Source organism: Arthrobacter bambusae, from assembly GCF_022606295.1.
In the GTDB taxonomy this organism is placed as follows: domain Bacteria; phylum Actinomycetota; class Actinomycetes; order Actinomycetales; family Micrococcaceae; genus Arthrobacter; species Arthrobacter bambusae_A.
The window spans coordinates 1-16971 of the sequence record NZ_JAHHZS010000054.1; the positions used below are offsets into that span (position 1 = coordinate 1).

The 16971-nt window shown below is 61.9% G+C and carries 14 protein-coding genes and 7 pseudogenes; 12 read left to right on the forward strand and 9 right to left on the reverse strand.

Annotation, left to right across the window (positions count from 1 at the left end):
• Positions 1-364 precede the first annotated feature (364 nt).
• On the forward strand, positions 365-1603 hold the full coding sequence (locus KNN17_RS21120; RefSeq protein WP_241710809.1) for a flavin reductase: 1239 nt from the start codon (positions 365-367) through the stop codon (positions 1601-1603).
• 450 nt (positions 1604-2053) lie between these two features.
• Positions 2054-2992, forward strand: coding sequence for an NAD(P)-dependent oxidoreductase (locus tag KNN17_RS21125; protein WP_241710819.1), 939 nt, complete (start codon positions 2054-2056; stop codon positions 2990-2992).
• Between the two features lie 45 nt (positions 2993-3037).
• Here the strand turns inward: KNN17_RS21125 and KNN17_RS21130 are convergent.
• Together KNN17_RS21130 and KNN17_RS21135 are read right to left on the reverse strand one after the other, a co-directional pair.
• Positions 3038-3787: pseudogene (locus KNN17_RS21130) on the reverse strand (ISL3 family transposase); the annotation flags it as partial.
• Between the two features lie 102 nt (positions 3788-3889).
• Entirely contained in the window at positions 3890-4579 is a 690-nt protein-coding gene (locus KNN17_RS21135) for a reverse transcriptase domain-containing protein (RefSeq protein ID WP_308196867.1), read from the reverse strand.
• Between the two features lie 90 nt (positions 4580-4669).
• Between KNN17_RS21135 and KNN17_RS21140 the strand changes: the two are divergent.
• A pseudogene (locus tag KNN17_RS21140) lies at positions 4670-5130 on the forward strand (IS21 family transposase); the annotation flags it as partial.
• 17 nt (positions 5131-5147) lie between these two features.
• Here KNN17_RS21140 and KNN17_RS21145 read toward each other — a convergent pair.
• A complete protein-coding gene (locus KNN17_RS21145) occupies positions 5148-6218 on the reverse strand; it encodes an IS110 family transposase (RefSeq protein WP_241710811.1) in 1071 nt (356 codons plus the stop codon).
• 287 nt (positions 6219-6505) lie between these two features.
• Between KNN17_RS21145 and KNN17_RS21150 the strand changes: the two are divergent.
• From KNN17_RS21150 to KNN17_RS21160, 3 genes and pseudogenes are all read left to right on the forward strand, one after another.
• Positions 6506-7729: pseudogene (locus KNN17_RS21150) on the forward strand (Mu transposase domain-containing protein); the annotation flags it as partial.
• Positions 7726-8540: pseudogene (gene istB, locus KNN17_RS21155) on the forward strand (IS21-like element helper ATPase IstB). The pseudogenes KNN17_RS21150 and istB, both read left to right, overlap by 4 nt.
• Before the next feature lie 160 nt (positions 8541-8700).
• Positions 8701-8961, forward strand: coding sequence for a hypothetical protein (locus tag KNN17_RS21160; RefSeq protein ID WP_241710812.1), 261 nt, complete (start codon positions 8701-8703; stop codon positions 8959-8961).
• 238 nt (positions 8962-9199) lie between these two features.
• Here KNN17_RS21160 and KNN17_RS21165 read toward each other — a convergent pair.
• From KNN17_RS21165 to KNN17_RS21180, 6 genes and pseudogenes are all read right to left on the reverse strand, one after another.
• Positions 9200-9972, reverse strand: a pseudogene (locus KNN17_RS21165) (tyrosine-type recombinase/integrase).
• Between the two features lie 148 nt (positions 9973-10120).
• On the reverse strand, positions 10121-10252 hold the full coding sequence (locus KNN17_RS22475) for a hypothetical protein (protein WP_274619765.1): 132 nt from the start codon (positions 10250-10252) through the stop codon (positions 10121-10123).
• A 38-nt stretch (positions 10253-10290) separates the two neighbouring features.
• Positions 10291-10761 carry a tyrosine-type recombinase/integrase gene (locus tag KNN17_RS22730; RefSeq protein WP_372489717.1) on the reverse strand — a complete coding sequence of 157 codons (471 nt, stop codon included), beginning with the start codon at positions 10759-10761 and terminating at the stop codon, positions 10291-10293.
• A 21-nt stretch (positions 10762-10782) separates the two neighbouring features.
• Complete coding sequence (locus KNN17_RS21170) at positions 10783-11058, reverse strand: hypothetical protein (RefSeq protein WP_241710813.1); 276 nt, start codon at positions 11056-11058, stop codon at positions 10783-10785.
• A complete protein-coding gene (locus KNN17_RS21175; RefSeq protein WP_241710814.1) occupies positions 11055-11744 on the reverse strand; it encodes a tyrosine-type recombinase/integrase in 690 nt (229 codons plus the stop codon). The genes KNN17_RS21170 and KNN17_RS21175 overlap by 4 nt, the downstream gene beginning before the upstream one ends.
• Entirely contained in the window at positions 11741-11998 is a 258-nt protein-coding gene (locus tag KNN17_RS21180) for a hypothetical protein (protein WP_241710815.1), read from the reverse strand. The genes KNN17_RS21175 and KNN17_RS21180 overlap by 4 nt, the downstream gene beginning before the upstream one ends.
• 175 nt (positions 11999-12173) lie before the next feature.
• Here KNN17_RS21180 and KNN17_RS21185 point away from each other — a divergent pair, with 175 nt between their 5' ends.
• The 6 genes and pseudogenes from KNN17_RS21185 to KNN17_RS21210 form a co-directional block, all read left to right on the forward strand.
• Complete coding sequence (locus KNN17_RS21185) at positions 12174-12782, forward strand: group II intron maturase-specific domain-containing protein (RefSeq protein WP_241710816.1); 609 nt, start codon at positions 12174-12176, stop codon at positions 12780-12782.
• Between the two features lie 81 nt (positions 12783-12863).
• Positions 12864-13157, forward strand: a pseudogene (locus tag KNN17_RS21190) (IS1634 family transposase); the annotation flags it as partial.
• A 21-nt stretch (positions 13158-13178) separates the two neighbouring features.
• A pseudogene (locus KNN17_RS21195) lies at positions 13179-13301 on the forward strand (IS3 family transposase); the annotation flags it as partial.
• 138 nt (positions 13302-13439) lie between these two features.
• On the forward strand, positions 13440-15266 hold the full coding sequence (locus KNN17_RS21200; RefSeq protein ID WP_241710817.1) for a helix-turn-helix domain-containing protein: 1827 nt from the start codon (positions 13440-13442) through the stop codon (positions 15264-15266).
• 552 nt (positions 15267-15818) lie between these two features.
• Positions 15819-16712: a 3-keto-disaccharide hydrolase gene (locus KNN17_RS21205; protein WP_241710820.1), complete on the forward strand. Its 894-nt coding sequence runs from the start codon at positions 15819-15821 to the stop codon at positions 16710-16712.
• A partial coding sequence (locus tag KNN17_RS21210; RefSeq protein WP_241710818.1) for a hypothetical protein occupies positions 16709-16971 on the forward strand: 263 nt, incomplete at its 3' end. The genes KNN17_RS21205 and KNN17_RS21210, both read left to right, overlap by 4 nt.

The following is a 16971-nucleotide window of genomic DNA, read 5'->3' on the forward strand; positions in this document are numbered from 1 at the left end:
CTAGAGTCGTGCATGGTAGCGGTCCGGTTGTCACCCTTCCGCAGTTTCGACGGCCGTTAAACGCCTTACCGGGGGCGCTTTGGGCCACCCCCGGCCGTCCTGGGAACGGGCGGGCGCGTGCTGGGAGCCGCTCGCAATTTGCTTGGCTTGCACTCGCCTCCAAAGTGGTATGGCAGGTGCCTGGGCATTGGTGTACGCTTCATAGAGACTACCATACCAGAACTGAATTCCGGTTGATTGGAGACTTCGATGATTGCTGGCAACCCATACGCGGCTGTAACCCCGGCCCGGCCTGCGTCGATGGGTACGGTCCACTCGTACATCCTGCATTACTAATTAATAAAAACCGTCATTGGAGGAAGACATGAGTGCTACAGAATTAAAAGGTGACTTCGACGCTCGCAGGTACAGGAATGTCTTGGGGCATTTTCCAACGGGTGTAGTTGTCATTACAGCCATTGCCACAAACGGAGAACCGGTGGGCATGGCAGTTGGATCATTTACATCCGTATCTTTGGACCCACCACTTGTGGCGTTCCTCCCGGACAAGTCCTCCAGTACGTTCCCGAAAATCCGGGAGGCTGGAAGCTTTTGCGTTAATGTACTTTCTACGGCTCAGGAATCTGTTTGCAGGGCTTTCGCTACCAAGAACGCCGACCGTTTCAGCGCCACAGGCTGGCGCCCTTCCGAGTCGGGCGCTCCGATTCTGAACGGCGTCGTGGCGTGGCTTGAATGCTCAATCGAATCAACCTATGAAGCGGGCGACCATCACATTGTGATCGGCGCCGTGAAGAACCTGGCGGTTGAAAACCCCTCAGTCCCTTTGCTTTTCTTCCAAGGCGGATATGGCGGCTTCGCACCCGATGCACTTGTCATGGGAGCGAACCCCGAACTCGTTGAACAGATTCAGCTCGCGGACCGCGCAAGAGACCATTTGGACATGCTGGCCAATGACCTCTCAGTCGCCGTGCACGCGGTTGCTGTAGCAGGCGACCACCAGTACATCGTGGCTTCTGCTCAGCCGCAGAATTCTGGCAAGGTCCCGGCCCGAGTGGGGCGCCGGCTTCCCTTCCAAGCCCCGTGGGGCGCGTTTTTCCTTGCGTACCAAGAGCCGCGCCAGCGTGAATCTTGGTACGCCCGAGCACGCATCAGCCCAAGTGATGAGCGCTTCGGTCTGCTCGAAGCTGAGATGTCCCTCATGCGTGAGCAGGGGTTCGCCCCTTCGCTGCGCTCCGATCAGCCCGTCTCTTACGAGACACTATTGGAGGAGATGGACAACCACGGCCCCACTCCTGATCTTGAGCGTCAAGTGGTTTCCGTTACTGAAAGCGCCGATTACTTCAACCCTCTCTCGCAACTGAATGAGGATAATGCGGCACAAGTTGAGCGAATCAGGGTCCCGGTTTTCGCAGCCAACGGTCATGTTGCACTCGTACTGTCGCTCTCCGATCTTCCCGACGGCCTGGCTCTGAGCGACGTCCACAATTATGTCGAACGTCTCAAAAGCGTTGCGACAGCGGTATCGGCTTCTATCGAAGGCCATCGCTACACGCCGTCCCGGAAAAACGGCGCTTCGCAGATGGGCGTGGTTAGGTTTGTCTGACGCCGAGGGCAGGAGTGTGTCCTGATGCCATTTCGGCGTGGTGCGGGAGGAGAGGTCAGGGCCTCTTTGAATTGGTAGCGACCAAGCTTCCAAATATAAGAGAGACCCTTATATGGCCAATGCTGCTTCCTGCCCGAGCGGTCGCTGGTGCGAGCGGGCCGACGCGCTTCTTGCCCGGAGGTAGGCGGAAAGTGTTTACAAGTGTTAGTGGTATCACCTCAATCTTGTTTCTTTAGATTCGATTACCGAAACCAACCGTGACCGGCCAGCGCCGTACTCACAGTGGTCAGAGAGGGGCACGGTGTTGGCAGTTGGGCTGCTTTCTTGGGCTCATTCGTTCCGAAATGGCATTGCTCAACCCGTCAAAATGATGAAAGCGATGTAAGAACAGCCCATTCGCCAAGCATTCCTCCGACTGCGGCGTTATGCCCTTTTACTTTTGGAGCCACAGTGAAGATACTCATTCCGAACACTATTAAGCTTGATCTTTCTGAGTCAGGTGAAACTGTTCTGACCTACAACGCTGCAACGCCGATACCGGAACGTCATTTGGACGCGGAGGTTCTTGTGGTGTGGCAAAACTCGGCGGATAACCTATCGGACGCGGCCAGGCGAATGAAGCGACTCAAGCTTGTACAAACCTTGGCTGCAGGCCCTGACGCGGTGCTTGCAGCAGGTTTCAACGATCTTGTCCCGATTTCGTCCGGTCGTTCCCTTCACGACGGACCTGTAGCTGAGCACGCCTTGGCCCTTGTTCTCGCCACAGTACGTCGGCTGGATGTCTTGGCCTCCGCTCAGGCTGAACGCTCCTGGGACTGGCGCTACACCCGAGAGCAGGCCGATCCATCGTCAATGGGCCTCTACACACTGGACGGTGCGGCCGTGACCGTGTGGGGATTCGGATCGATTGCAGCGAGGCTGGCCCCAATGCTGGCGGCACTTGGGGCAGCTGTAACCGGCGTGGCCACAGTCGCCGGTGAGCGCTTCGGATTCCCTGTCGCTTCAACCGACGAAATTCAAGAAGTCCTGCGTCGGACCGATGTGCTCATTTCGTTGCTTCCTGCCAGTCCCGAGACCCGCGATGCGTTGGGCGACGAACTCTTGAGTTGCCTCCCGTCCACAGCGGTTTTCGTGAATGTCGGACGAGGCGCCACCGTCGACGAGAACGCACTAATTTCAGCCTTGCGCGCAGGGCGCCTACGTGCAGCAGCCATCGACGTCATGAAGGAGGAGCCGTTGCCGGCCGCCTCACCCCTTTGGACCGCCCCGAACCTGATAATCACGCCGCACGTAGCGGGAAACCGTCCCAAAGAATCTTCCTCTCTGGTGCTGACAAACATTTCAGCCTTGCGGGAGAACAAATCCCTCAGGAATCCAGTAGCACGATAAACCGGCGCTTCGCATTTGGGCATGGTTGGTCTGTTTGATTCGGTAGGGGCGGTGGCCGCCGGCGGCGAGTAGGCATCTGAGCCTGTAGTTGGTGAAGTTGCGGAAGCCGCGGGCGATTCTGCGGGTGGTTTCGATGACGCCGTTGATCGCTTCGGCGGGTCCGTTTGACGCGCCGTGGGTGTCGAAGTAGGCCAGGATCGCGGCGTTCCATTGTTTGAGTGTCCGGCCCAGCCGGGAGACTTCCGGTATCGGGCAGGACGGGAACGAGGAGATCACCTCGTTGACGAGTTCCCTGCCCCGCTCCGGCCGGGCGTGGTAGATGTTTCGGAGCTTCTGGTAGCACTGCCAGGCCAGGGTGACTTCGTGGTGCGGGTCCCCGAGGGTGAGTTTCGCGTCGAGCCGGGCGGATTGTTTGTCGGTGAGGTGTTCGGCGCCGATCTGCAGGGTCCGGCGGATCCCGTAGAGCGGGTCGCCCTTGCGGCCGCGGTGGCCCAGGGTGTCCTGCTGCACGCGGCGGCGGACCTCATCGACCATGGCTGATCCCAATTTCACGACATGGAACGCATCCAGGACGGTGATGGCTTCGGGCAGTTCGTCGCGGATCGCGTTCGCGTAGCCGCGGAACGGATCCAGCGCTGCCGTTTTGATGCCGGCGGTGAATTCCTCGCCGCGGGCTTTGAGCCAGTCGGCGTAGGCCTTCCCGGACCGGCCCGGGACGAGGTCCAGCAACCTGGCGTGCACCACGCCGTTCGCGTCGCGGGTGTGGTCCACGATTCCGGTGACCATCCCGGATCCGGGCGGGCCGGTATGGGACCAGTTGGGTCGGCCCGGGGCGCGGTGACGGCATTGCTGCCGTTCCGTTTCCCCGGACCGCCTGCCGAACCCGACGTGCGATTCTCACCGCACCGGGCTCTCCACGTGAGGATTGTCGCTCAGCCGGTTGGGGCTGCAGGTGTCCACGGGGTCGGAATCCGGTAGCCGCGGTAGCGGTACCGGATGACAGTGACGCTGGCTGCGCCCTTGAACCTTGTCCCGTCGACGGCGAGCCGCCAGGTTCCGGGCAGGCAGAACCTGCCGTAGTTCTGGCCATCCGATGCGGTGTTTCTTCGGTAGCCATGCCGTGATCCGCTCCCACGCATAGGAGTCGATTGCGGAGAACCGTGGCCTTGGATACTCCGTGTCGGAAGTAGTTGGCCCACCTCGCAGCACCCGCCCCAGATAGTCCATCAGGTATCCGGGTTCTTTGTGCAGGGTCGATCTGTACGTCATGGTCTTCACCCGGCTCTTGATCGAGCCGATCGCCTTCTTCGAGGGGCGGGTGTACACGAACCACTTGCTGCTTCCCCGTTTGCGCATCCTGCGTATGTTGAAGCCGAGAAGGTCGAACCCGTCGTCGATGTGGACCACGTGGGTCTTCTCCGGCGACAGCCGCAGGCCCATGGGGGCCAGTACGGTTGTCACCTCCTGCCGTAACCGTTCGGCGTGTTCCCGCTGCCCGGTAACGAGCACGACAAAATCGTCGGCATATGTAGAGTTGAATATGGCAGTTTGATTCAGGACCGGTGTGACGGCTTGAACCAGGACCACCCCACGACTCGCCGGTTGCTTGTGACGGTCTGAATCAGGACCACCCTCAGTGTTGCTTTCATCTGTTGAGAGCAACGTTTGGAGGTCCGGATGAGGGTGCGCATGGAACTGTTTGCCAAGATCCGCAGAGATGCCCGTGTTGAGGGGTTATCGATCCTGGTCTGGCAAAGCGGTATCAGGTCGGGAGGGACACGGTCCGGCAGGCATTGTCGGATCCCGTCCCTCCGCCGCGGAAGACGCCGGTGAGGCCATCGCCCCGGCTGGATCCGTTCAAGCCGGCCATTGACGCGATGCTGGTCGAGGACACGACGGCGCCGCGAAAGCAACGCCATACTGTCCGTAGGATTCTTGCCCGGCTTATCGAGGAGCATGGAGCGGAGGAGTTGTCGTATTCGACGGTGCGGGACTATGTCCGGGTCCGCCGGGCGCAGATCGATGTGGAGGCCGGTCGCCGGGTTGAGGTGTTCGTTCCGCAGGAACACGCCCCGGCCGCGGAGGCGGAAGTGGACTTCGGCGAGGTCTGGATCGTGTTGAACGGGGTGAAGACGAAGTGACTCTTCTATATCTGTCAAGGTGTCGCAGATTGGGCATGGAGGGTATTCAGCGCACGGTAGAGGTGTCGGGCCAGGTAGCGTTTGAGGCATCGTCGGATCTCCCGTTTGGTGCGGCCTTCTGCTAATCGGCGCTCGACGTATGCACGAGTGTCGGGGTCGTGGGTCATTCTCACTATCGTTGCCATGTGGAGGGCCTGGTTGAGGCGGCGGTCGCCGCCGCGGTTGAGCCGGTGCCGGACCGTGTTTCCTGACGAAGCAGGGATGGGATTCACCCCTGCAAGGGCGGCGAAGGCCGCCTCTGACCGTACTCGCCCGGGATGCGACCATGCAGTGATCACCACCGCTGCGGTAAGAGGGCCGATTCCGGTCTTCTCCAAGAGCGGCGCTGCCATGCTGCTTTGGATAAGCTCATTCAGCCGAACCTGGTTGGCTTTCAATTCGCCATCCAGTGCGATGATTCGCTTGGCGAGACGGACAGCTTCTTCCCGGGCAATGGTCAGTGCAATGTCCTCATCACGGGGCCGCCATCGGGAGATCTCTCCGATCTGGGCGGCCGCCAGCGCCGTTCGAGCGTCAATTCCCAGATCCGCGGCCCTCACGAGCGCGGTGAGTGCGTTGACCGTCGCGGTCCGTTCACCCGTCATCTGATCGCGTGCCGACACCAGAACCCGCAGCGCGGCCCGGATCCCGGCGTTCTCACGCGGATGACGAAGCGATCTGAGATCCACGGACAACGCGGCAAGAGCGATTGCACGAGCGTCGAACGGATCCGATTTTCCTTTCCCGTGCCTGTTTCGCGCGTTCATTCGTGGCGCTTCGACCACTTGATAGCCGGCCGCGGCGACGGCGTCAGCCAGCCGGGCACCATAGGTCCCGATTCCTTCAACGGCCCATAACACTTCCGTTTCGCCGCTGGTTTGGCGCCCGGCCCAAACAAGGGCACGGCTCATTCCTGCGTTTGTAGCGGGGAACTGCTCGCAGGCGGTCTGCTCGCCGGTAGACGCGACGAGTATGGCAAAGGTATGGGTTCGGGCATGGGTGTCCACGCCAATGACGAACTGGTGCGTATGGGCGACAATGGTCATCGCGGTCGTGTTCCTTCCTCAAATTCGGACAATGAGCGGTCGTCGCTCGGCCGGCGTCGATCTGGGAAGGTGACACTTCAAGGCAGGACTGTGATGGGCCACGGCCCGGTGGGTCGGGCAATCTTCTAATCAGGCCATAGAGGCGGACCACAGGTCGGTGCTGGCCGTTTGCCCCAAGCCGGACAAATCACTTCAAAGGCCCGCGTGGGGCCAGCCACATGTCGGGTCACAACGAGGAACAGACGACCAACACCAACCCTGCCAGCCAGTCCCGGACCAGCCACCGCAAGACTCACAGCCACATGTTCATCTTCCGGCCATCGCATTCAGGCAGAGCCATCCACCGGATTTACCCGACCCAGGCCCAGGAAGCATTTCTGGAAGGCCATATCGAGGCGTTCAACGAGATCGGCGGCGTGCCGGTCAAACACATCCGCTATGACAACCTCACCAGTGCCGTCAAGTCCGTGGTGTTCGGGCAGCGCCGGAACCGCATGGAAAACGACAGGTGGGTGTTGTTCCGCTCGTTCTACGGCTTTGACCCCTTCTGTTGGCAGCCTGGCATCGGAGGGGCTCACGAGAAAGGCGGGGTCGAGGGCGAGGTGGGCTGGTTCCGCCGCAACAGACTCTCGCCCATGCCGGTGGCTGAATCCCTGGATGAGCTTAACGACCGCATCCGCGGATGGGAAGCCCAGGACGATCGCCGGCGGATCAATGACCGGATCCGCTCCATCGGCCAGGACCTCGCCGCAGAGCGCCCGTTCCTGGCACCGCTGCCGGCGGAGGAGTTCGATCCCGGCCTGGTGCTGAATCCCAGGGTGGACAGGTCCTCGATGGTCACGGTGCGGATGGTGAAGTACTCCGTTCCGGCACGGTTCATCGGCAGGAGGGTCCGGGTGTCCTTGCGGGCATCCGAGGTTGTGGTGTTCGACGGCCGCGCGGTGGCGGCCCGGCATCAGCGGATCGTTGCCAAGGGCGCGCAGTCGGTCCAGCTGGACCATTACCTGGAGGTCCTCAAGACCAAGCCCGGCGCTCTGCCAGGCTCCACCGCGGTGGCCCGGGCACGGGAGTCTGGCGCGTTCACCAACGCGCATGAGGCCTTCTGGGCCGCGTCCCGCCGGGTCAACGGCGACGCGGAGGGGACCCGTGAACTCATCGACGTCCTGCTGCTGCACCGCTCGATGGACGCAGGAGACATCCATGCAGGCATCACCCCGGCGCTGGGGGTGGATGTTGTCAGTGCCGATGTCGTCGCGGTCGAAGCCCGCAGACACGCCGCGGCATCTTCCCAGGGTGGGGCCGGTTCGGACCGTCATCCCAGTGCTCACGGCGAATTGAAAGTGCAGCGGGTTGTCAGTCTCACCCAGCGCCGGCTGATGGACCCCGCCGCGGTCATTGCCGTGCTCCCGTCTGACACTCGTCCGCTGCCATCTGTCAGTGCCTATGACGAGCTGCTGGCCAAACGTTCCGAACACCCTGCAGGAACCGCGTCGAAGGAGAACATCTCATGAGCCCCATCGCAGCGTCCGCCACCATCACTCCGACCCTGCGCCGGCGCCGCGGCCTGACCGAGCAGGCAGCGGTCGCGGCCGTGGACCAGGCCTGCCGCCGGCTGCGCTTGCCCACCATCCGGGCGGTCCTGGACGAAGCCCTCACCGTCGCCGGAAAGGAACAACTGAGCTACCAGGATTCCTGGCCGAGCTGCTGCTGGCCGAATGCGACGACCGGGACCGGTGCTCCTCCATCCGCCGCGCCAAGGCCGCGAACTTCCCCGGGACAAGTGGCTCGGGGACTTTGATTTCGACGCGAACCCGAACATTAACCCCGCCACCATCCACACTTTGGCCACCGGGGAATGGATCCGTAAAGGACAACCCTCTGTCTGATTGGGGACTCCGGAACCGGCAAATCCCACCTGCTCATCGGACTCGGTACTGCCACCGCGGAGAAGGATATCGGGTCAAGTACACCCTCGCCACCCGGCTCGTAAACGAACTCGTCGAAGCCGCCGATGAAAAGGTCCTGGCCAAGACCATCGCCCGCTACGGGCGGGTGGACCTGCTGTGTATTGACGAGCTGGGCTATATGGAATTGGACCGCCGCGGCGCTGAACTCCTCTTCCAGGTCCTCACCGAACGCGAAGAGAAGAACTCCATTGCGATCGCAAGCAATCAATCGTTCTCCGGCTGGACGAAGACCTTCACCGGCCCGCGGCTCTGTGCCGCGATCGTGGACCGGCTGACGTTCAACGGCGCCATCATCGAAACCGGTACCGACTCGTACCGCCTCGCCCACACCCTCGCCCAGCAAACCGCAGGCTAGCCCATCGGCCCTAGTTCAAGGCGCGACACCGTGGGATTCAGGGGTGGTCGTGGCCGCCAGGGAAGGGACGCTGCGGCTAGTTTCGTTTTCGGCCGCGGCATCGTCCAGGCAAGAGACGCAACCAGACAGCTAGGCTTCTGCGAGTGATGGGGACACAGAAATGACGACAAAGGCTGCAGATTCTGCCTCCAAGTTAACCCTGGATGAGCAGCTAGGCGGGACCACATGGGCTGTGGCCTTCATCCTGCGGCTGATTTGCCTCCTCCCGTTCGCGATACTTGCCACAGTTGCCACGATTACTTCGGTAAACAAGGAGAGCTGGGAACGCCTCTGGACCATCGTGATGTTGGTAGGCATCATGGCGGCGTACTCGGCAGCCTTCGCTGCCTTGATCGTGGTTTTCCGCGGAGACCCGCGGTAGAGGCTAATACCGGACCCGGGCCAGGTTCTGAAACAGGTCTCAAAACCTCCGCTCGAAATAGCGTTCCTAAATCCCATATGCCCTGTTTCGCGCCAGCATGGTCCTGGATCAGACCGTCTCAGTGGTCCTGAATCAGGTTGACAACTCAAGAGTCACGGATTGTGCCGACCTCGGTGCCGGGTCCCTTTTGCGGTCAGGAATCCGGGCCGGGTGGTCGGAATATTACGGTGCGGGGCGATCAGAGGTTGGCGAGGAAGTCCAACAACTCATCGAATGCTCTATAGCGTCCGGGCTGTTGAAAGCCGGCTTGTTCGAGCCGGGCCAGCGCTTTTTCTTTCAGGCACATGTCGGCGTGTAGGTAGATTTGGGTTGTTTCGGTTGATTCATGCCCGAGCCAGTGCGCGGTCACTGAGATGTCCACCCCTGAGTGGAGCAGTAGCATTGCGGTGGTTTGCCGCAGCGTATGCGGGGTGACGTTCTTGGAGGCCAGCCCCGGACAAGCAGCGGTGGCCGCCGCTGTGTATTTTCTGAGCAGTTTGGAGATGGCGTCACGGGTCAGCGGTTGTCCTTTGCGTGTGGGGAAGAGCGCGTCCGATGGCTGGCCGGTCCGCTCGTCAGCCAGTTCCTGATGATCGCGGCCGTGGGTTTCGTCAGCGGCGTGAGCCGGTTTTCTCTGCCCTTGCCCCGGCACCGCAGGAGCGCTCCGGCCCCCGCAGTCACGTCTGCGATTGTCAGGCTGATCAGTTCGGAAACTCTGAGCCCGGTATGGATGGCCAGGTGCAGCAGGGTTTTGTCCCGCCTGCCGGTCCAGGTGGCGGTGTCGGGTGCGCTGATGAGCGCTTCGGCCTCAGTGATGGTCAGATAGCTCACGATGGCCCTCTCGGTGGGTTTGGCCGGGATGGTCAGAACGCGGCAATCGTCCCGGCATGTTCCGGGGCGCGGTAGGAGGCGTAACGGAAGAACGAGCGGATCCCGGCCAGCCGTGTGTTCCTGGTCGATGGGGCGTTCCACTGTCGTTTTCCAGATAGGTCAGGAACTCCGCGATCATGTCCGCGTTCAGATCCTCAACGTCCAGCTCGTGCGGGGCGCGGTGTGTCCGTCCGGAGGCAAAGGACAAAAGGAGGGTGAACGGGTCCCGGTAGGCCGCAGCGGAGCCAGGTCACTCATCGGTTCCTCCGATGACGCCGCTGATCCTGTGGGCGGCCAGTTCCAGCAGTTCCGGTGCGCCGGTCAGATACCAGTACGTCGATTTCGGGTCCGCATGGCCAAGATAGGTACTCAGCAGCGGCAACCCTGGCTGGACGTCCTGCCCGGCACGGTGCCAGTCGATCAGGGTCGCGGTGGCGAAGGAGTGCCGCAGATCATGCAGCCGTGGCGGACGGGCCTGTCAACGGTGTCAAGTCCGGCATGGTTCCGGAGCACCGCGAAGGTTTTCTCGAGATTGGAGCGGTTTAGACGTGTTCCCCGCCCGGAGACGAAAAACGCGTCTGTCGTCGCATTCACACGTAAGCGGTTCCGGACCTGGGCGTAGTCTTTCAGAGCCGTCACGGTCGTTTCATGGATGGGAACGTCACGGGATTTGCCGAATTTCGAATCCCTGACCCGCAGGATCCTGGCGCTGATATCAACGTCGGTGTGTCGTCGAGCCGGCAGGCTTCCCCGGCGCGCAGGCCGCTCACCGCCAGCAGCCCGATGAGCGTCACCCAGGTATGTGCCCGGAGCCGAGGCTGCAGCCTGTCCGCGGCCCGGCAGAGGGCGGCGATCTGCTCCGGGGCATAGAGGTGCGGGGTGGCCCGGCAGTAATGATGGATCAGAATATCGTCAGCCGGAACCTCGGTCGCTAGGATCGAGCACCTTCATTTGCCGGGCGAAGATCCAGGCCACCATGAGCCGGCGAGACCAACGGACCTCCCGGACGGACCGCGGGGTGGCTCTGGCCCATGCCACCGCCAGATCAGAGGTGATGACCGTGGCCTGTTCATCATCGAGGTAGCCAATGAAGCTGAAGAGTGTCTGCCCGAACGTGGTGAGCTTGAACCCGAGAGCCCTGCGCATCGCCAGATAGTCTTCGGCATGAACCCGCAGTGGCGTGCTCATTGCAGCACGTCCTCGATAGCAGCTCCGGAAGGCCAGGTGCGGGACAGTGGGCGTAACCGCTCCGGGTCGATTTTCGCGTAGACACTCGTTGCCAGCTGACTGCGGTGACGCAGCACCTGACCGATGTCGGGCAGTGACGCTCCGGCCCGCAGAAGGTCAGTGGCCAGGGTATGACGCACCCGGTGCGCACCGGCGTTGCCGATTCCCGCTCTGGCGCAGGCCCGGCGCATGATCTGGCGTAGTGCACCGGCAGTCAGTTGCCGGGACGGGCGGCGGTCTGTCAGGAACAGCGCGGTGCAGCCGGTCCCGGTCGGGCGGGCGTGCATCACGTAATCGGCCATGGCCTTCCCCGCCCTGGCCGGCAGCGGGAGCTGTTCGGTGCGTGAGCCCTTGCCTGTGACCGTGATCAGGCCCGCGCACCAGTCAAGATCGGTAAGCTCCAGTGCCGCGGCTTCGGCGCCGCGCAAACCCAGCACCGCAAGCAGCGTCAGGAGAGCCTTGTCGCGCAGCCCGGTGTGGGTGCTCGTCTCATGACCGCCCAGCAGCGCTTCCACCTGCCCGCCGGCCAGAGCCCGGGGAATCTGGTTAAGTCGCCATCCGGCAACTCCCGGCACCGCCGGCGCCAGAGCAACAGGCGTCAATCCGCGGATATGCGCGAACCGCAGCCATGACCGCAATGCTGTCACCTGTGCCTTCGCGTCCAGACGCTGCCCGACTGGACGCTGGCATTGATCACACAGTTGGTGACATCGGCCGGCGAAAGTCCGGCCAACGACATCTCCACCGGTCCGCGCAACGAGTCCAGGAACTTCTTCGAGTGCTGTATGTAACAGCGCACCGATTCGGCAGCCAGCCCCCGCTCCTGGCGCAGCCACCGTCGATAGTCATCCAACAGATCGTCCGACGCTGACGACAGCTCGGGACTCTCATCTGTTTCCATCACGATCCTCCTGATAGTCAGACCGCCGCCATGACGGCCTAAGTATCAAAACAGCACGCATCGCCCCGCACCGTATTATTCCGACCACCCCGGCCCGGATTCCTTACCGCAAAAGGGATCCGGCTCCGAGGTCGGCATAATCCGGGACTCTTCATATTCGGACGACTTCGTGGTGATGGTGTCTGGAGAACGCAGGCACGCCGAGGCGTTGCGCGAAGAGATCGCCGAGGTGCTCCCACCGATGGGTCTGAACCTTTCGGAGGAGAAGACCCGGATCGTACACATGGGCCAGGGGTTCGACTTCCTCGGGTTCCACATCCAGTGGCGCCGCAAGCAAGGAAGCGACAAGTGGTACGTCTACACCTTCTTCGCCGACCGTCCGTTCCCGTCAGTGAAGGCGAAGATCCGTGCCCTGACCCCCAGAACGTCACAGTCGGACCTAGGGGCCCTGCTGATCCGGATCAACCAGATCACGCGCGGGTGGTCCAACTACTTCAAGCACGGTATCGCCCAACGTGTCTTCGAACACCTTCACCGGTTTATCTGGTGGCGGATTGTGCGAATGATGCGAACCCGGCGCCGCTGGAGGTGGAAGGACGTCCGTCGCTGGCTCACCGACCCCACGGGACGGTGGCATCCGATCAGCGCGGACGGGATCGAGATGTTCAACCCCGCCACGATCCCGATCCGTCGGTATCGCTACCGGGGCAACGTCCCCACCCCCTGGGAAGCCGCTCTCCGAACAAGCCTCACGGCAGAGACCACGGAGAGCCCGTTGCGGTGAGAGCCGCACGGCGGGTTCGGCGAGCGGCCTGGGGAAACGGACCGCGAGAAGCCGCGGCACCGCGCCCCAGGCCGACTCAACCATGTCGAGCAGTCCTTCCGGATGACCAAGACCGACCTACGAGCCCGGCCCATGTTCCACCGCACCAAGGAAGCGAACGAAGCCCACCTGACCATCGTGTTCACCGCGCTGGCACTCAGCCGCGAAGCACAAAACCGGACCGGGCTCGCGATCCGCAACCTGATCCGCCAACTACGGCCGCTTCGTTCAGCCACCATCGCGATCAACGGCACCGAGCAGACATTCCCGCCCGCCATCCCCGCCGACAAACAAGCAGTCCTCAACGCAATCCGGAACCCGCGGGCCAAGCACTAAACCGAATGACCGAAGTCAGGGTGGAGGGACAGCCCGGTGAAGGAACGGGACTGGGTCAAGGCGTACCTCGTCAACGCCGCCCTGGACATCCACGACGACGATCCCGCCTTCGGATACCGTTTCATCGCCGACGAACTCCCGCAGGCTGCCAATAGGCGATGGCTGCGTCGGTCCGCGGACTCGTTGAGAGGCACACAACTGCCTGACGTCCAACGCTGGAAAGTCTCGCTCGTTCAGGGGAAACCGTGAAAAACTCTAAGTGTGAAAATGGGACCCGATCGTATGGCCCAGCATCTTAAAGAATGGCTGCAGGCGCTGGCCTATATCAGTGCGGCGCTCAACCGTGGCGTTTCGTTGAACGAGCTGTTGGACCTGATCGCCAAGACCGCCTGCAAATTGCTGTCCTATGACTTCTGCGCGATCACTATCCCGGATGTGGCGTCGCAAGTCCTTGTGATCGAAGGCTCCTACAGCCTCTCGGCCGACTTCATCCGAGAAGCAAATGCAACTCACCCGCTCCGTCTTCACGGCCCTCACACCCCCACGGCTTCGAGCCAGGCGTTCGCGTTGGGCGTACCCGTGCAGATCGAAGACTTCGGAAGTAATCCGACGCTAGTCGCTTGGAGAACTGCGATAAGAGACCAAGGTGTATCCTCCATGATTTCCGTTCCTTTGAATTCCGCCGATGAAACACTCGGGACCCTTAACTGCTACACCCGATCAACCCATCACTTCACCAAAGAAGAAGAATCGCGCCTTTTGATGCTGGCAGACCAAGCGGCCATAGCCATCACCACAAGTCGTCTCCGGTCCGAACAGGCGGACAGGATCGCGGCCCTCAACGAGCTAAATCAGTCACTTAAGGAGCAGTATGAACTGCAAAAGCAAGCCGACGCGATCCACGAGCGGCTGACGACTCTCACGCTCGAAGGGGGCGGAGTCATTGCTCTTGGCGGAGCCCTGGCAGAGATCCTGAATCGTCCCGTCGCCGTGTCCGATACCAATGGGACCATCCTCTACAACACCGAACGTGATGGCGTTTCGCTCCCGGTTGCCCTCCTCGCGGACGCGGCTGGCCTCCCTCTCCCCGTCGTGCCCAAAGACAATGCCGGGTTGCTGGCCGATATGGATCTACCGGATACAACAGGGACGCGGACTGCTGTTCGGGTTCCTGTGATCATCAAGGAGAACGTGGTCGCGTGGATTTGGACAAGCGGGAAGGTCTCCGAGCTCCGACCACTGGATCGCCAGGCGTTGGAACGGGCCGCGGCGCCCCTGGCTCTGGAACTCCTCCGGACCCGGACGGCGACCGAGGCAGAGTGGCGGGGCACTGGGGAGATTGTCTCCGGGCTTCTGTCAGGTCAAGGACACGACTCCGCAGCGCTCTTAGCCCAAGCCGAACGCCTCGGCCACGATCTGTCACTTCCCCACGCGGTCGTCGCAGTCCGAATTGAACCCCGTAACGAGGGCGCTCTACCCTACTGGTTCGCCGCCACCTTCGCGCGGATGGTACGACAAGTCTCACCAAAACCGCTGCTCGGATCTCACGAGGGGTACGTTGTCGCTCTCTGGCCACTGGGGCCAACGACGCCGATCGACGAAGTGCGAGGCATCGGCGACGAAGTCAGGCGGATTCCTTCAGAACGCTCGCAAAGCACGGATCGCGCGCACGCTGCCATCACGGGACCGGTCACTAGCATCGCTGACTATCCGGCGGCGTTTGCAACGGCCCGCGGAGCCATTGAGCTCGCAGCCTTGCGCCAACGTTCTCCCGGGACGCTGGTGTTGAGCGATCTAGGATTGACTGGGCTTCTGCTTCAGCTCCCGGATGTATCCGCCCTGAGCCGCTTCGCGGACGAGGTGCTTGGCCCATTACGTGCCAACGACTTAGCCGAAGATCCGTCGCTCCTGCCGACCTTGTCAGCTCTCATTCACAATAATCTCAATGCGAGTAATACGGCGCAGCAGCTCCATGTTCCGGAGGACATCGTCGTCGAAGCCCGCCGACGGATCGAGGATCTCCTCGCTCTTAACCTTTCACGCGTTTCCGACCTCATGCGCGTCTCAATGGCCCTTAAAGTCGACGACGTCATCGAAGCCAGACAGTGACATGGCGCTGTTGACGTCTGATTCACGCGTTCCAGGGTCCTTGTCCGAACAACATCAGGACGGTGGCGCCTCGGTCACTGCCACGATCCGGCCCCGGCTGCTTTTCTGCGGCGTTGGGTCCGGGTTGTCCGGTCTCAATTTTGTTGGCCATGCTGACCTGCGGTTTGGCCAGATAAATTGAGACGCCTCGCGTCGTAGTTGTCTCAATTTTGTTGGCCATTCGGTACGTGTTACGGCCGTAGGGCAAGCTGACGGCTTTTGTGAGGGCTGAGAAGTTGTTGAGTTGCCGTGGCCAACTTGAGTGAGGCAGGAGGCCTGGATCAGTAGGTGGCCAGATTAACTGAGATTCTGGCCAACAAAACTGAGACGCGACAGAGGGGCTGCGTGATTCATCTGATGAGATAGGTAGAGTACAACTGGGTAAGCGGTTATGCCTTTGGGGTTTATTCTTCGCTCCTAGCCGAGTTGGGGGTCTTTATCGATGATGCTCGCTGGGAGAGCTCGATCTCCCTGTCACCAATACGTTTGAGCAGCCCGGCGGACCGCCCACCGTTGCTGCGCAGCCAACGGCCGGCGTGGTGCTTCGAAACTCCCACGCGGCCGTTCGCCTTATCCGGACCTCGTCAGCCTGACGCCACTGACGGCACTAAATCAAGACACCACGGGAAAAACCTGCCTCGTCATCGCCAGAGACGCCCCTACTGCCAAAAACTGCGACGCGTAACACCAGGTCCCTATCGGCGTCCTAAGCTACCCGCCCGGCACCATCAGTCACCCCGCCGACACGGAGGTCGAACTGCGCATGCTGCCCGCCGACGGAGGCGAACCCCGCACCGTCGTAACACTATTCGGCGGACAGGGCACCATGAACTGCAACAGCTGGGCCCCGGATGGCAAACGGTTCGCATTCATCGCATACCCGTCCACCCTGTAACCCCAGACGACGGGTTCGTCCCGCTGTTCGACGGCGTCAGCCTGGCCGGGTGGCACACGGCGCCTCGCATTTATGGCTCGGTGTATCCCGGCGGCCCGAGCGTCCTTGAGCACTTCGACAGCCTGGGACTTCAGCGCCCCGTAGAGACGGAAAAGAATCCTGCCCGCTGGAAGGTCGAGGACGGCGTCCTGATCGGCGAGCAGGACTCACCCGGGAGCGGCTACGGCGGCTACCTTGTCAGCGACCAGGCGTTCGGGGACTTCGAATTGCTCCTTGAGATGCGCCCCGATTGCCCGGCGGACACCGGGGTGATGATCCGGCGTCAACGGGACAGCTGGGAAGGATTCCAAGTCCTCGTGGACCACCGCCCCTCCGGCGGCATCGGCGGCTTCTTCGGCAACGGACTCGCGAGCTTCTCGGCGGTTCCGTTCGCGATCGACGTCGCCCGCGACGGCGCCGGCCAAGCAATAGGCCTCAAGCCGATGACCCGGCCACCTCGGTGGAACCCGTGACGGAAGAGATGCGCGCCCGGCTCAGCTACTCGGCCGACGTCGACGATTTCCTCAACGTCGGGTCGGCGAAGTTGATCGTGTGCTCGTTGCGGTCGCTGCGGGGCTGGTTGCATGTCACCGGTCAGGTGCCCATGTCGCTGGCCACAGCGGTGCATAGGTGGCGGGTTGGCGGCTGTCAGGCTTGCCCGAAAGGACTCGAGCCTGCCGAACTGCGGCGTTTGCTGTGCAGCTGCTATCGGCGCACCACGGTCGGTCGGCC